Genomic DNA, 15,064 nt, shown 5'->3' on the forward strand with positions numbered 1-15,064 from the left:
CATCCAATGTTGTGTGTTGATATTGTTATTTATGCTGCGCAAAATTTACGTTACTCCGCGGGCGAAGCGTTTTTTTCCGCCAACTGATTCAATGCGGCCAGTAACTGGTCGAACCCCGCCTGCTCCTGTTGCAGTTGCGCGGAGAAAGCGGCCTTGCCCTCCACGCCCTCCGCCAGCGGCGAGCGTAACCCAGACGGCACATTTTCCGCCGCCGCGTTAGCCCCGCGCGTCGCTGAAAAGTCCACTTTTTCCAGCTCCGGCATCAGCGTTTCCATAATAGGGTCCAACTGCCAAGGGGTTGCGGCGTAGTCCATTTTCCCGTTCACCAGCGGATAGTTTGAGGTCGACAATGCATCGCCCGCCGGCGGCGCAGTCTCTGCCGCCGGGCCGGACGCAGACGGCGTTGGCCGGGCCGCCGGTCGGGCGAAGCCCTCCGTCCGGGGCGCGTCGCGCCGCTCCAGATCTTCCCGCCAGCTTGCCATCATGCCGAACGCATCGAACTCAGGCAGAACCACCGGCGAAGCCGAATGCTGATTAACCAGCAGCGAAATTTCTCTGCTGGCGGCGGCGCCCAGCGCGTCGCGCGCCGTCAGCACCAGTTGCACGCTGCCGGTGGCGAGCGGCGTGCCGCTGATGGTCAGCGTATCGGCGTCGAAGCTCAACCCGTCCGGCAGTCCTTCAATGCTCCAGCTCAGGCTGTCGCCGTCGGCGTCGGTAAACAGTTCGTCCGGCAGCGTGACGAGATACTCGACGCCGCGGGTAGCCGCAGGCAGGGCGATCTCGGCATCGGTCGCCTGCGGCGCGCTGTTGACCACATTCACCGTGGCGGCGATCGACAAGGCGCTGGTGTCCTGACCGCCAGCCTCGGCGCCGCCGTTGTCCCGCACCGCAATCAGGCTGACGATGCGCTCGCCGCCGGAGACGGCGCCGCTGGCATTGGCGTAAGTCAGGCCGTCGATCAGCGTCTGAGCGGCAGCCGCGCCGAGCCCGTCGCCGCTGGCGATAACCAGCGTGGCCGTACCCTCATCAAGCGCGACCGTCACGGACAAGCCGCTTGCGGTGGTTACGCTCACACCATCGGCCAGCGTCACCCAGCTACCGTCGATATTCAGACGCTCGACGGCATCGACCACGCCGGAGACGGTCAGCGTCAGCGCGGCAATCGACTGCCCCGCTTCCGGCGTGGAAACCGCCGTATCGCCGAACAGCGGCGCGGCGTCGCCGCTGGCCGCATAGGTGGCGTCGGCAGGCGTCGTCGTCAGCGTCGGCGCGTCGTTGACTGCAACCACGCTGACGGTGGCGGCAATAGCAAGCGCCGTGCCGTCGGGGCCGCCGCCATTGTCCTGTATCGCGCTCAGCGTAACGGTGCGCGCGCCGGCCGTCGGGTCTTCACTGGTGTTGGCATAAGCCAGACCGTCGACAAGGCTGGCGGCGTCGGCAACGGCAATGCCCGCCGTGCTGGAGATGACCACGGTGGCGCTGCCGTCGCTTAGCGAAACGCCGTAGGCATAGCCATTGGCGGTAACGCCGGAACCGGCGACCAGCGCAATCACGGTGCCGTCGACGGTCAGCGTCTCGCTCGAACCGTCGCTCACACCGGAGACGGTAAGCGTCAGACTGGCGATAGCCTGGCCGGATTCCACGGTAGAGATGAGCGTCTCGCTAAACAGGCCGACGGCGTTATCACCTTCGGTATAACCGGTATCCGCCGGGATGGCGGTCAGCGTCGGCGCATTGTTGACCGCCGCGACGGCGACGGTGGCGGAGACGGCGAGCGTCGTGGTATCCGCGCCGCCGTCGGCCGTACCGCCGTTATCCTGAATGGCGGTCAGCGTCACGGCGCGCGTACCGACTGTGGGATCGTCGCTGGCGTTGGCGTAAGCGAGACTATTGACCAGCGCGGCGGTATCCGCGGCGGAAATGCCAGACTCGCCGGCAATCACCACGCTGGCGATGCCGTCGTTGACCGACACGCTGTAGGCGTAGCCATTGGCGGTAACGCCGGAACCGGCGACCAGCGCAATGACGGTGCCGTCGATGGTCAGCGTCTCGTTTGAACCGTCGCTCAGGCCGGAAACGCTTAGCGTCAGGGCGCTAATCGTCTGACCGGCCTCCACGGGGGAGACAACCGCGTCGCTGAACAGCACGGCGGCGTCGCCGCCTTCGGTGTAGACGGCGTTGGCGGCGGCGGCGCTCAGCAGCGGCGCGTCGTTGATTTCGGCGACGCTCAGCGCCAGGGTGACGCTGCCGCTGGCGCCATAGACGTCGGTCACGGTCAGCCGCAGGCTCACGCCGGCGTCCGGATCGTCGCTGGCATTGGTGTAGTTAATCTGTTGCAGCACCCGATTGGCGACAGCGGTGGTCACATCCGCGGTAAAGGTCAGCGTCAGCGTACCGTCGTCGTCGGTGAAGGCGGCGATAGCCGCGCCGTCCAGATAGAGCGTGCCGTCCGCCAGCGTCAGGCCGTTGCCGTCAACGAAGCCATAGCCATCGTCGCCGCTGGCGCCGCCGTCACGCGCCAGGGTAATGACCGCGCCGTTGTAGTTGCCAGCGCCGTCGGCCAGCGCGTCGTAGTCGGCGTCGCTCAGCGTAATAACCCCGGCGAGCAGTACCGTTCCCTGCTCGGTGTAATCGATGGCGATTTCCGTCAGCGTATCTTTGAGGCTGACCACACCGCCGCCGCCAATCACCGCCACCGCGCCGTGGGCGCCGGTAGCCACGTTCAGGGCGCCCGCCAGCGCCGCCACGTCAACGCCGGTGAACGTATCGACCAGCGTCAGCGCGCCGCCGTCGGCGTTGTAGCGGCTGAGGCTGCCGTCCGCATGGGTGAGATACAGCGTGTCGTCATCACTGGATAAGGCGATGTCGGTAACGCCGGACAAGCCGCCGACCGCACCGAGATAACTCAGCGCGCCGCTGGCGGCGTCAAAGCTGAACGCGGCCACGCCGTTCTCGCTGGCCACATAAATCGTGCCGCCGTCGCTAGCGACGGAGACGGCCAGCGGACTCGGCATATCGACGGCGCTTTCGCCCGCGTCGGCGCCGTCGCGCAGCCAGGCGACGGCGCCGAGCGTACCGTCCGCCGCGCGTTGATAGACGATCAGGGTGTTGGCGACCGACTCAGCGGCCGGATCGGTGACCACATACACATAGTCGCCCACCACTTCAATACCGACGGCGGTAAACAGATAGGGTTCGCTGTCGGTGGAAGCGCTGATGGACTGGCTCAGCGCATACTGGCCGCTGTCGGCGTCGCGGCTGTAAACCAGCAGGCCGGAGTAGTTGCCATCCACCACATACAGGGCGCCGCCGTCAGCGGACATCGTCAGATCGACGACGTTTTCCGTGGTCAGCGTCTGTAGTAGCGTCAGGCCGCCGTCGGCGCCGTCACGGCTGAAGAGCGTGACGCTATCCCCGCCAGCGCCAAGAATATAGACCGTGCCGCCGTCGCCGCTGACTTCAATGCGCGAAGCGGATAAGACGCCGCTCTCCTGAGTCTGCAACAGCGCCAGTTCGCCGGTGTTGGTGTTGCGGCTAAAAATGGCGATATTGCCGCTGCTGTCGATGACATACAGATAATCGCCCCCCGCCGTCAGCGTGCCGGCGGCGATATCGGCAAGGCCGCTGATGGCGGTCAGGCTGGCGGCCGCCTCCAGGCTGGTGTAATCGGCGCTGGCGCCAAGCTCGGGCGCCGAGTTGTTCACCACGTCAATGGAAGCGAGCGCTTCCAGCGTGGTGGTATCAAAGCCGCCGTCGTCCTGGCCGCCGCTGTCCCGCAGGCTAAGGCTGATGATGCGTTCGCCGGCGCTCTGGGCATTGCTGAGGTTGGCGTAGCTTGTCTGCTCGATCAGCGTGACGGCGTCGGCGGCGGCGATGCCGTCGGCGCTGGTGAGGGTCACCGTGGCGCTATCGCCGTCGAGCGTCACGGTATAAGCGTAGCCGTTGCCGAGCGTGCCGCTGCCGTCGACCAGCGCAATGCGCGTGCCGGAGACGATGAGCGTCTCGCTGCCGCCGTCGAGCAGGCCGGAGACGGTAAAGGCGATGGCCGAGAGGGTCTGAGCGCTTTCCACCGTCGAGATGGCGACCTCGCTGAACAGCGCGGCGCTGCTGCCGGAAGTGGCGTAAATGACCTGCGCCGCCGTGGCGCTGACGATCGGCGCGTCGTTCACCGCCGCCACCGTCACGCTCGCCGCAATGGCGAGTAACGCGGTATCGGCGCCGCCGTTGGCCGTGCCGCCGTCATCCTGAATGGAGGTCAGCGTGACGGTGCGCGTGCCCGCCGTGGGATCGTCGCTCAGGTTGGCGTAGGCCAGCCCGGCGATCAGCGCGGCGGCGTCGGCCGCGGCGATGCCGTCGCTGCTGTAGAGGTATACCGTGGCGGCGTCGCCCTCAAGGGAAACGTAGTATATATAACCGTTGGCGGTTTCCCCGCTGGCTTCCGCCGTCAGGGGAACGCTGACGCCGTCGATGACCAGCACTTCGCTTGCGCCGTCGCTCAGGCCGGACACGGTCAGCTCAACGTTGGTAATGGCCTGCCCCGGTTCGCCCGTCGATACCGCAACCTGATTGAACAACGCCGCCGCATCGCCATTTTCGACATAGCGGGCCTCGGCGTCGGTGGCCGTGACCGTGGGCGCGGCGTTGATCAGGCTGACGGTAACCGTGGAACTGATTGAAAGCGCGGTGGTGTCTATGCCGCCGTCGCTGGTGCCGCCGTTGTCCTGAATGGCCGTCAGGGCGATGACGCGATCGCCGACTGTCGGATCGGCGGAATAACTGGCTGAGGTGTTGATATAGGCGATGTTTTTGACCAGCGTCGTGGCCAGCTCCGCCGGCAACCCGCCGTTGCTGCTGACCGTGACGGTGGCGACGCCGTCCGTTACGCTGACCGACGCCGTCACAGAGTAGCTGTAAGTATTGATGCTGCCGTCGCTCTCCACCACGTCCACCGAAACCGAGCCGCTGACATTGGCGCCGTCGACCAGCGTCACGTAGGAGCCGCCGATGACCAGCACTTCCCTTGCGGCGTCTGCCAGACCGGAAACGGTCAGGGTAAGGCTGCTAATAGCCTGATCGTCTTCCCCGGCCGATACGGCGATATCCTTGAACAGCTTCACGCCGTTGCCGCCGCTGGTATAGGTAACGTCCTGCCCGCTGGCCTCCAGTACCGGCGCGTCGTTGATCTGCGTAACCGCGAGCTGGATGTCGGTCGAACCGGCGCTGTACCGATCCGTCACCGACAGCCTGAGCGTAATGCTGCCGCCGGGGTTGCTGCTGGCGTTGCTGTAGGTAATCTGCTGCAGCACCCGATTGGCGGTGGCGGTGCTGACGTCGGCGGTGAAGGTGATGGTCAGCGTGCCGTCTGCGTTGGCGACGTTGGCGATGGCGCTGCCGTCAAGGTAGATCACGCCATCGGCCAGCGTCAGGCCGTTGGCGTCGGTAAAGCCGTAGGTATCGTCGGCATTGGCGCCATCGGCGCGTACCAAGGTAATGGTCGCGCCGTTATAGTTACCGCTGCCGCCATTGAGTGCGTCGTAATCACTGTCAGACAAGGTGATGCTGGCGGCGGGAGTGATGGTGCCAAGTTCAGAGTAGGCCACGGACATGCCGCTGGCTCCCACCATGCTGAGGCCGGGGGAAAAATACAGATTCTTGCCGCCGTAGATGAAGCGGCCGTCATCGCTGACGACCAGCCGCGATACGGCGCTGGCCATCGTGACCGTGTTTGAAAGCGTCGGCACGCCATCCTCGCCGACGGTGTAAATAGCCATTTTGGTGCTGGCGGCGCTGCCGACGTAGAGGGTCGTTCCGTCCCCGGAAATGGCGATGCCATGCGGATATTGCCCCAGCGGACTGAAGGCATCCTGGGCGTTGGTCAGCGTCAGGGTGTTGGTCGCACTGTCGTATTGCAGCGTGGTCAGAAAGCCGTTGCTGGTCGTAAGGTAGATGTAGCCGGCGTCGGAAACGACGAACGCGTTGGCGCCATTGAAAGCGTTGCCATTGCTGACGGCGCCCGCCGTGGCGGCGGTACCGTCGGCCTCGGTCCAGGTCAGCGTGGTGCCGCTGCGCGTCAACTGGCCGGCGTAGTCCAGGCCGCCATCGGCGGCGGCGGCGGTGTAGATGGTCAGTCGTCCGCCGCTCAGCACGTAGACGGTGCCGTCGTCGTCGATCTGCATAGCGACGGCGGTGCCGAAGCCATTGTCAGGCGTATAGGCGCCGATCGCCGTGAGCGCGCCGTCGCCGTCGGTGCTATAGGCATAGACGGTGGAGGCGGAGAGGGCGTAGAGCGTACCGCTGTTTTCCGCGACGGCGATCTGTAGCACTTTCTCGGCGATATCGGCCACTTGACCAACCAGAACTAACGCACCGTCGTCACCGACGCTGAAAACGCTAATCGAATAGGTGCTGGCGCTGCCGGTGGAAGAGTACCCGGACAGGTAGAGCAGGCTGCCGTCGCTGGAATAGGCCACGGAGGTGATGCCCGACAAGCCGTCAAGCTCAATGCCGTTGCTGGCGTCGCCATCGTCGGTCGTGCCCTGGGTGAAGGTCTGCACGAGGGTCAGCTCGCCGCTGGCGGTATCGCGGCTGTAAACATACAGGTAGCTGGTACCGTTGCCGTTGTTATTGTCGCTGGCGGCGATCAACAGTGTGCCGCCGTCGCCGGACAGCGTGATGCTGTTGACGTACTTGCTGAAACCGCTGAGCGAACCGTCGCTGCTGTAAGTCAGGGTGCTGGCGTCGGCCGTCAGCGCCGGCGCGCTGTTATCCGCCTCGACCGTGGTGATCACCCGCAGCGTCAATTCAGCGCTGGCGCTGGCGCCCGACTGGTCGGTGGCCGTTACGATCACGGTGTAATCCCCCACCGTGCCGGACGTGCCGGAGAGGGTCAGGGTGGCGGCATCGAAGGTCAGGCCGTCCGGCAGCCCGCTGACGCTCCAGCTCAGGCTGTCGCCGTTGTAGACGCTGTCCGCGTCGCTGAACAAGTCAGGATCCAGCGTGGTGCTATAGACCCTGTCCTCGGTAGCCGGATCCAGGGTGGTCGCGGCGTCTTCATTAACCGCCGGGGCGCGGTTGGCGATCTGCTCGACCGCCAGATCCAGCGCCAAAGAAGCCGAGGCTCCGGAGGCGTCGGTGACCGTGACGGTAAGGGAGAACGCGCCGGTCTCGGTGGCCGCGCCGGAGATAGTTCGGGTCGCGGCGTCGAATGTAAGGCCGTCGGGCAGGCCGTCGACGCTCCAGTTCAGGTTGTCGCCGTCGGCGTCGCCGAACAGGCCGGCGAACAGGGTGAAGCTGTAGGCGGTTTCGCTGGTGGCGCCGTCCAGCACATAGCCGGTGGCGGCGTCGGTGTTGACCTGCGGCACGGCATTGACGCGCAAAGTGAGCGCCACGGCGCTGCCGGCCAGCGCCGCGTCGCTGGCGATCACGCTGAGCTGGATAAAGCTGCCGGCCGTGGCGCTGGCGTTACTATAGGTGAGCTGGCGCAGCACCTGATTCGCCACGGCGGTGCTGGCGTCGGCGGTGAAGGTCACGCTCAGCACACCGCCGCTCACGCCAAGGGTGGCGATGGCGCTGCCGTCCAGGGAGATCACGCCGTTGGCGTAGCTCAGCCCGCCGCCGTCGGCAAAACCGAAGCTGCCGCCCTCGACGCTGGCGCTGACGCTGAGGCTGGCGCCGTTATAGTTGCCCGCGCCGCCGCTGAGCGCATCATAGTTGCTGTCTTTCAGCGTCAGGCCGCCGGCGAAGGTCAGCGCCTCGCCCAGAACCAGGGTCTGCGCGCCGCTGTAGCGGCTCACGCCGCCGCCGGCCACCAGAATCGACAGGCCGTCGCCGGACACTGCGATATCGCTGCCGCCGGTGCCGCCGGCCAGGCTGCCGCTCAGGGTCAGGGTGCCGTTGCCGGCGACCGTATAAATTCCGATCGTGCCATCATACGCGGCGGCGTAAAGCTGACTGCCGTCGTCGCTCAGCGCGATGCTCGCTACGCCGTCGACGGTGAGGGTAGAAAGCCGAGTGAGTGCGCTGCCGCTGAACTGATAGATCGCGACTCCGCCTGTGTCTGGATTGGCGACGTACAGGTTCTGGCCGTCGTCAGACACTGCCAGACTATAGTCCACGGCGCTGTAGCCGCTGTCGCCGGTAAGCAGGGTAGCCACGGTGCTCAGGGTGCCGTCGTCGTTAAGCTGGTAGACCAGGATGGCGTGGCTGCCGGAGGTGTAGATAACATAGAGATAGTCGCCGGCGGTGGCGATCACGCCGTTGCGACTGTTGCTGTAGATACTACCGTCTTCGCCCGGCACCCGGTCCACGTAGGTAAGCGCGCCGGTGCTGAGGTCGCGGCTAAATCTCGCCACGCCGTTCCATTGAGTACCCACGTAGACCCAGGCGCCGTCTTCCGAGATCGCCAGTCCGCCGCTTGCATCGCCGTTGCCGGTATCGACGGCCGAGACAAAGCTGAGCGCGCCGTCGTCGGCAACGCTGAAAACATAAACGCTGCCGCCGCCGTCAATAGCGTAGATCGATCTGCCGTCCGCACTGATCGCCATCTCGCTGACGCTGCCCAGATCGGTGATGCCGGTCAGCGTCTGCGCCAGAGTCAGCCGCCCCGTGTCGTCGACGGAGAACACCGAAATCGCGCCGTCTCCGGCGGCGTAAGCGTAGCTGCCGTCGCTGGAGTAAACCACTTCCGTGCTGTCGCCGAGATCGTCGATGGTGAAGGACTCGGCGGCTTCAAGCGCGCCGTTATCGGCTATCACCGGTGCGACATTGATATTGCTGGTGATGGCGATGGTGGAGCTGATGCCCAGTTGCGCCGTGTCGCCGCCGTCATCGCTCAGACTTTCCAGCGTTACCGTGACGGTGCCGCTTTCCACCGTGTCGTCCAGCGTCCGGTAGGCGATGCCGTCGATCAGGCTGGCCGCGCCGGCGGCGGTATAGCCGGCGTCAGTGCCCGACGAAGCTATGCTGAGCGTAATGGTGGTACTGTCGCCGCTGACCGATACTGAATAAGTGTAGCCGTTGTCCGCCGTGGTGCCGGGCGTCGTCGTGGCTTGCAGTACGATGGCGCTGCCGTCGATCACCAGCGCCTGATTACTGCCGCTGCTGCTCACGGTGATCGTCAGATCCGTCAGCTCCTGGCCGGCGCCGTCGGTAAAGACGGTGACGCCGCTGAACAGATCCACCGACTGCGCGGCTGAGCCGTCATCAATGCCGATCGTGGCTTCGGCGCCGCTGGCGGTGACGCCGGGCGCGCTGTCGGTGGCGGCCACGACGGCTTCCGCCGTGGCAACGGCGGCGGCGTCGAACATCATACGCGGCTCCAGCGCCCATGCCTGTTGAGGAAGGCGCCGATGTTTCGCGCGCGAAGCGGAGCGGGAATAGGTCATGGTGTCATATCCTGTCAGTCAAAGGGCACATGGGCCGTTACTCAATCAGTCGGACGAAACCGCTTTTCTGATGCAGTTCGTCAGTAATTTCACTCAGGCGATCCCTGATCTTGCTTTCCGACGCGACGAAATCGGCGCCGTGGTAATAGGTGAGATCGGCGCTTTTCTCGGCGCAGCCCCCCAACCCCGCATCGGCGACCTCGCGGAACGCCGAGGCGCTGGCGATGGTTTCGTTGTTCGATTCGTTCTCCGCCTCGTCGTTGCCGGTCACCACCAGAAAGAAACGGATATTGCGCTCACGGAAGCTGGTGCACAGATTGGCGAAGCGCTCGGTAATCAACTGTTCGTCAGAACAGCCGTCGTTCGCCGTCGTCGTCCCTGCGCTACAGCCATCAATGGGTTTACCCACGTACGCGTTGTAGGAATCGCTGTCGAACCACAGCATGTCGCTGGAGTTGACCAGCATCACGATGGCCTTGGTGCGCCGTGCGTTGCCCTCGTCGAAATCTTTGGGCAGTTCGTCGTCCAGCCCCCAGCCGGCGCTGCCGCGGAAGTTAGGCGCCAGCGCCATTGCCGCCCAGCCGATGGCGATGGCGTAGTTGACATTAAAACCGGTGCGCATCTCGTCGAGCCGCCCGGCGATCTTGTCCAGATCGTTGGTCAGCGGCAGCAGCGGCGCGTAGGGACAGCCCATGTCAACCACCAGAGAGCGCGTGTCGTTGGCGCCGGTGGCCTGACCGAAATTCGGGTTCGGCCCGACCCAGGAGATGGAGTAGCTCTCGTAGGCGTTCGAAACATTGCTGTCGTAGCGGTAGTAGATACGGAACTGCCCGGCCGGTTCCTCATCCCAGAAGTAATTGTCGCCCCGGTTCAACCCACGGTACATGCATAGCAGGTTGTAACGGCGATCGGGCATGCGGCGATCGGCCAGACTGCCGTAGCCCGACTGAAACAGGGAGGTGAGTTCCACCGGATTGAGCGCGCCCGATTCGGCCCACTGGCGGATGCGCTCGCTCTGATCGGCGTCATAGACGCTGACGGCCTGACTATGGGGCACCAGCGCCAGCCAGATGTTTTCGCGCCCGCCGATCAGGTTTTCCGCGAATTCGTTGCCGATGCGGCGCAGGGCGGCCAGATTGGCGCTGTTCTCTTTCGCGGTGTTGGGCAGGATCAGCGCCACCTCCGTCGAACGGTTCAACACCTCGACGGTGGAGTAAACCTGCTGTTCGGACTCCGCCAACTGGAGCAGTTCGGGCGCGGTGGTAAAGCTGGCGGTCACGGTATAGGTCGGATAATCATTATCGCTGCGTCCTTCGCTGACGCTTACCTTGTCGAGCGTCAGCTGTTCGGCCAGCTTGCCGTTCAACCCCAGATTGGCCTTGACGTAGTCGAACGCCAGTTCCTGCATCTGCTCCTGGTCGTACTCTCTATTTTCATTGCCGCTGATAACCGCCTGGTGCCCCACCGCCAGCGCCGCCGCGTCGGTGGCGCGCTTGATTTGCGTCGCATCGCCGGTTGAGGTCGAGGTATCGACGATAAAGGCGGCGCTGACCAGCAGGGCCATGGTGCCCAGCACATAGAAAACGGCTCCCGCGCCGCGCTCCTGGCGCAGAAAGCGGCCGGCGGCTCTCCGCCCGCCGCTCATCAGCGCGCTTAGGGTTCGATAGACACTATTCATCATCTTCTTCCGGCATTCCCGCTTCCTGCATTAATGTTTCATCCAGCGCGATAACGCCCCTCGCCACGCGATTTACCGAGGTAACGTGCAGCAGGTTGCTCAGCGACAGCCCGCCTAGCAGGCTGATGTCTTTGCCTTCGCGGCACAGTTCCACCACCACCATGGAAATGTCCTCTTTGCCGTCTTCCGTCTCTTTTTCCGGTAAATCGCCCGGATAGGTTTCGCCGTAACCGGCCTGATTATCGGTACACAGATCGTCCGCATTGCCGCGCTCAAGCTGCCAGTACAGCGCCCCGGTCTGACGCACATTGCTGATCAGCAACTGGTAATTACCCAGCCCTTCCTCCGGCAGCACACTGTCCAGCAGGCCTTGCAGCCCCTCTTGCGTCAGTTCCTGCTGCATGCCGAGAATGGAGACGATGGCGCCGGCCCGCTGCTCCAGCCTTTCCCGTTCCAACCCGACGGTATAGATATCCGCGCACAGCGTGCCTACCGCCAGCACGATGGGCAGCGCCAGCGCCGTTTCCACCGCGACGGACCCCCGTCCGGCGCGGCAAAAGCGGCGCAGCAGCGCCAGGCGGTTACTCTTCACTGTGCAGCTCCGTGCCGAAAACGTGTTTGTACTGATAGCGGAAGGTGTCGCCCAGCGTCAGCACTTCCGGCAACGGGGTCAGAAACGCCTTTTTTATCTGTACCGTGACCGACCAGACGGGCAGCGTATCCGACACGGCGCCGTCATCCTCGTCGGAAGAGATTTCCAGCCCGCCAAGCTGGCTCAGACTATCGAAATGCAACACGCTGACGGTTAAGTCATCCTCTTGCAGATAGCCATACGAGGCGCCGATCATCCGCTCTTTCAGATCCGTTCCCATCGCAGAGGCGCTGCTGTTGTTCAGATCGTCGAGACGAAATGTCTGCACCGCCTTATCCAGCGCCGCGCTGCCGACGGCAATCACCAGCCCGATGCGCGCCAGTTCGAACAGCATCATCACCCCGACCAGCACCACCGGCACCAGAAACGCCACTTCTACGGCGATCGCGCCGCGCGTGCCGCGCCAATCCAGATCGTTACGCCAGCGCATCTTCATCACTCGGGGCTGCTAAGTTGCAAACGCTGACGGCTGGACAACAGCAGCGTTTCGCCGCGGCTATTGTCCTGACGCATCTGTTGCAGACGCTGGTTGAGCGCCGCCATCAGTTCGTCAATACGCTGCGGCTGCGCGATGGCGGCCAGCGTGCTGCGCGCCTCCTCCTGACGATCGGCGTAGAGGTAGGCCAGCGCCAGATTCAGCTTGCCGTTGGCGTTGTTGTCCTCCACCGAACGCAGCAGGCCGATGGCTTTATCCGCCTCCCCGCTCACCAGCCAGGAAAGCGCCAGGTTGTTCATCGCCGCCACATCCGCCGGGTTGACGTGCAGCGCCTTTTCAAACAGCTGGCGCGCTTCGCCGTGCCTGCCGGCCGCCTCCATCACCACCCCCATGCCGTTGAGGGCGCCCGCGCTATCCGGCCGCGCCTGCAGCGCACAGGCAAAATCTTTCTGCGCCATCGCATGACGCCCCAGCGCCAGCTGCGCCCGCCCCATGCCTAAACAAATGGCCAGCGCTTCCTGCGGTTTCAGCCCGTCGCCGCCGCCCAGCGCCTGCCGGGCGCGGCCGTACAGCTCCAGCGCCTGCTGCGGCGGACGCACCGTCGCCGCCACGCTGGCATATTCCAGCAGTTCATCGCCTTGCAGTTCCCCGCGGCTGTCGAGACGGGCATAGACTTCCGTCGCCGCTTCGATGCGGCCCTGATCGCGCAGTAAACGCGCCAGACGCAGCCCCTCGTCCTTGGTGCCTTTAATCGCCGTGGAGCCGGCGCATCCCGCCAGCAGCACGCTCATGACCAGCAACGCCGGCAGCGGCAGACTGCGTCTCTGTTTTGCCATCAGAGCGACCATCGTCGAAAACTTCATTCGTTGTTACCTTTCTAGTTACGGCCAATTGAGTGAGAGGCAATTGCGTGGAAGCAATGTGCCGGGAAAAGCGCTTTACTGCGTCAGCAACCGAATCACCCGCACCAGCGCCGGCGAGGCCATAATGGCGATAATCGGCGGCAGGATCAGCGCCATCAGCGGCACGCTGAGCTGCGCCGGCAATTTGCCCGCTTTCTCTTCCAGCCCCAGCAGCAGTGTTTTCCGGCTTTCGTCGGCGATGGTGCGTAACGCCTGCGACAGCGGCGTACCATAGCGTTCGGCCTGAATCAGCGTGGCGACCATGCTTTCTATTTCCGCGACCCGGGTTCTTTCCGCCAGATGCATCATGGCCAGCGTGCGATCGGAGAGGATCTGCAACTCGGCGGCGGTATAGTGCAGCTCATCGGCCATTTCCGGCGACGACAGCCCCAGCTCTTTCGATACCACCTGCAACACCCGGCCGATCGGCAAGCCGGCCTCGGCGCAGACCACCATCAGATCCAGCGCGTCCGGCACCGCCCGCGCCAGCTTCTCTCCCCGGCCGGCGGCCCGCCATTTCAGCCACCCTTCCGGCAGCAGCGTACCGACGAAAAAGCCAATCAGCCCGGCGGCAATACCGGTCAGGCCCAGCCGATCGGCAGGCGGCAGCCAGCCCTGCACCAGCGCCACGGCGCACAGCAATCCCACTGCGAATTTACCCATCACCAGCCAGCCCAACGCTTCGTTACGGCGGAACCCGGCCAGATCAAGCAGGCGGCGTAAGTTAAGACGATCCCGATCGGATCCGGAGAGGCGATAGCCCTGTTGCGCTATCGGTAAAAGAATTTTTTCCATCCAGGGAGTTATTGTTGTTCCCTGGCCTCTCAGGATAGTATCCTGAGAGGCCGCCCCTATAGGGGCGGCGGGCAAATGCGCCTGCATCCGCTCCGCCAATTGTTTGTAGCGCCGCTGGCTATTGTGGAAACGGGCAAGATAGAGCCCCGCGCCAATCAGCCCCAGCGCCAGCAGCAATAAGGGATCGCTAAACATCGTCATCTTGGTTTCTCCCCCGCCCTTAGCTTATCCGCTTGACCATAAAATGCGTCACCAGCATGCCGAGCGTGACGCTGCACAGGGCGTAAATCAGCACCGTTGTCCCCACCGGATCGGAAAACAAAAAGCTGAAATCGTCCGGGGAACGCATATACAGATAGGCCAGACAGCAGGGGAACAGCGCCGCCACAATTTTGGCCGATGCCCGCGCTTCCGAGGTTTTCGACTGCACCTTAAGCTGTAGCTCGCGGCGCGCGCGCAGGGTGGCGGATAGCCGCTCCAGCGTTTCTCCCAGCCGCCCGCCGGCTTCCTGGTTAATAATCAGGATCACCACGAAGAAACGATACTCCGCCATCGGCACCCGGCCCGCCGAGGTCTGGATCACCTGACGCAGCGGAATGCCCAGCTTCAGCCAGTGGTCGATGGTTTTAAATTCATTGGCCAGCGGCCCGGTGAGATGCTCCGCCACAATCGCAAAAGTATTCGCCACCGGCACCCCCGCCCGGCAGCTGCGGGTAATGGCGTCAATGGCTTCCGGCAGACTTTCACGTAAGGCTTTCAGGTGTTTTTGCAGCGCGGAACGAAACAGCAAGGTTCCGATAGCGATAAACAGCAGCAGCGCGAAAACCAGCCCCAGCGTCAGCGGCAGCAGCGTTCTTTGCCCGAGGATCATACCCAGCGTCAGGCACAGCGCCGCCAGAATCAGCGCCCGCTGGCGCAGGTTCTTTTTCCAGCCGATAAACGCCAGTTGCGACCAGATCCCGGCCAGCCAGCGCCCCAGCAGCGGCACGTTCATCAGCGGCGTTTTGATCTCATCGCGCAGAATGGAACCGGAGAGCGGTTGCGCCGGCCGCGGCTCCACCTCCGCTAAAATCCGCTGCCAGCGCTGTTCACGCCGGGCGCGGCGCTGACGCGCTTTTTGCCAGGCATAACAGGCGAAACACAGCAGCAGTACGCAGCAAAACACCAGCAGCGTAATCAGATTGAGGCGTAAGTCGGTCATCGGCGTCTCCTCGGTCG

7 protein-coding genes are annotated in these 15,064 nt (G+C 64.1%); all 7 read right to left on the reverse strand.

The features are described from left to right. Nucleotides 1-50 precede the first annotated feature (50 nt). The 7 genes from EH206_RS18270 to EH206_RS18300 all read right to left on the reverse strand — a co-directional run bounded on the left by EH206_RS18270 (nucleotide 51) and on the right by EH206_RS18300 (nucleotide 15,047). Nucleotides 51-9,383, reverse strand: coding sequence for a beta-propeller fold lactonase family protein (locus tag EH206_RS18270; protein ID WP_009114361.1), 9,333 nt, complete (start codon nucleotides 9,381-9,383; stop codon nucleotides 51-53). A gap of 37 nt (nucleotides 9,384-9,420) precedes the next feature. After that, the gene (locus EH206_RS18275; RefSeq protein WP_232216532.1) at nucleotides 9,421-11,064 is read right to left on the reverse strand and encodes a TadE/TadG family type IV pilus assembly protein; all 1,644 of its coding nucleotides are present in this window, start codon (nucleotides 11,062-11,064) and stop codon (nucleotides 9,421-9,423) included. Next, nucleotides 11,054-11,653, reverse strand: coding sequence for a TadE/TadG family type IV pilus assembly protein (locus EH206_RS18280; protein ID WP_009114363.1), 600 nt, complete (start codon nucleotides 11,651-11,653; stop codon nucleotides 11,054-11,056). The genes EH206_RS18275 and EH206_RS18280 overlap by 11 nt, the downstream gene beginning before the upstream one ends. After that, entirely contained in the window at nucleotides 11,643-12,143 is a 501-nt protein-coding gene (locus EH206_RS18285) for a TadE/TadG family type IV pilus assembly protein (protein WP_009114364.1), read from the reverse strand. Before EH206_RS18285 ends, EH206_RS18280 begins: the two co-directional genes overlap by 11 nt. Before the next feature lie 5 nt (nucleotides 12,144-12,148). After that, nucleotides 12,149-12,997, reverse strand: coding sequence for a tetratricopeptide repeat protein (locus EH206_RS18290; protein ID WP_040344107.1), 849 nt, complete (start codon nucleotides 12,995-12,997; stop codon nucleotides 12,149-12,151). A gap of 90 nt (nucleotides 12,998-13,087) precedes the next feature. Beyond that, nucleotides 13,088-14,047: a type II secretion system F family protein gene (locus EH206_RS18295; protein WP_009114366.1), complete on the reverse strand. Its 960-nt coding sequence runs from the start codon at nucleotides 14,045-14,047 to the stop codon at nucleotides 13,088-13,090. Nucleotides 14,048-14,066: 19 nt separating this feature from the next. Then, nucleotides 14,067-15,047: a type II secretion system F family protein gene (locus EH206_RS18300; RefSeq protein WP_009114367.1), complete on the reverse strand. Its 981-nt coding sequence runs from the start codon at nucleotides 15,045-15,047 to the stop codon at nucleotides 14,067-14,069. Nucleotides 15,048-15,064: the final 17 nt, after the last annotated feature.

The sequence above is a fragment of the Brenneria nigrifluens DSM 30175 = ATCC 13028 genome, from assembly GCF_005484965.1.
Taxonomy (GTDB): Bacteria; Pseudomonadota; Gammaproteobacteria; order Enterobacterales; family Enterobacteriaceae; genus Brenneria; species Brenneria nigrifluens.

Coding starts and splice junctions, on each gene's coding strand:
- EH206_RS18270 (WP_009114361.1), bottom strand. CDS start 9,383: ATGACCTATTCCCGCTCCGCTTCGCGCGCGAAACATCGGCGCCTTCCT.
- EH206_RS18275 (WP_232216532.1), bottom strand. CDS start 11,064: ATGATGAATAGTGTCTATCGAACCCTAAGCGCGCTGATGAGCGGCGGG.
- EH206_RS18285 (WP_009114364.1), bottom strand. CDS start 12,143: ATGCGCTGGCGTAACGATCTGGATTGGCGCGGCACGCGCGGCGCGATC.
- EH206_RS18290 (WP_040344107.1), bottom strand. CDS start 12,997: ATGGTCGCTCTGATGGCAAAACAGAGACGCAGTCTGCCGCTGCCGGCG.
- EH206_RS18295 (WP_009114366.1), bottom strand. CDS start 14,047: ATGACGATGTTTAGCGATCCCTTATTGCTGCTGGCGCTGGGGCTGATT.
- EH206_RS18300 (WP_009114367.1), bottom strand. CDS start 15,047: ATGACCGACTTACGCCTCAATCTGATTACGCTGCTGGTGTTTTGCTGC.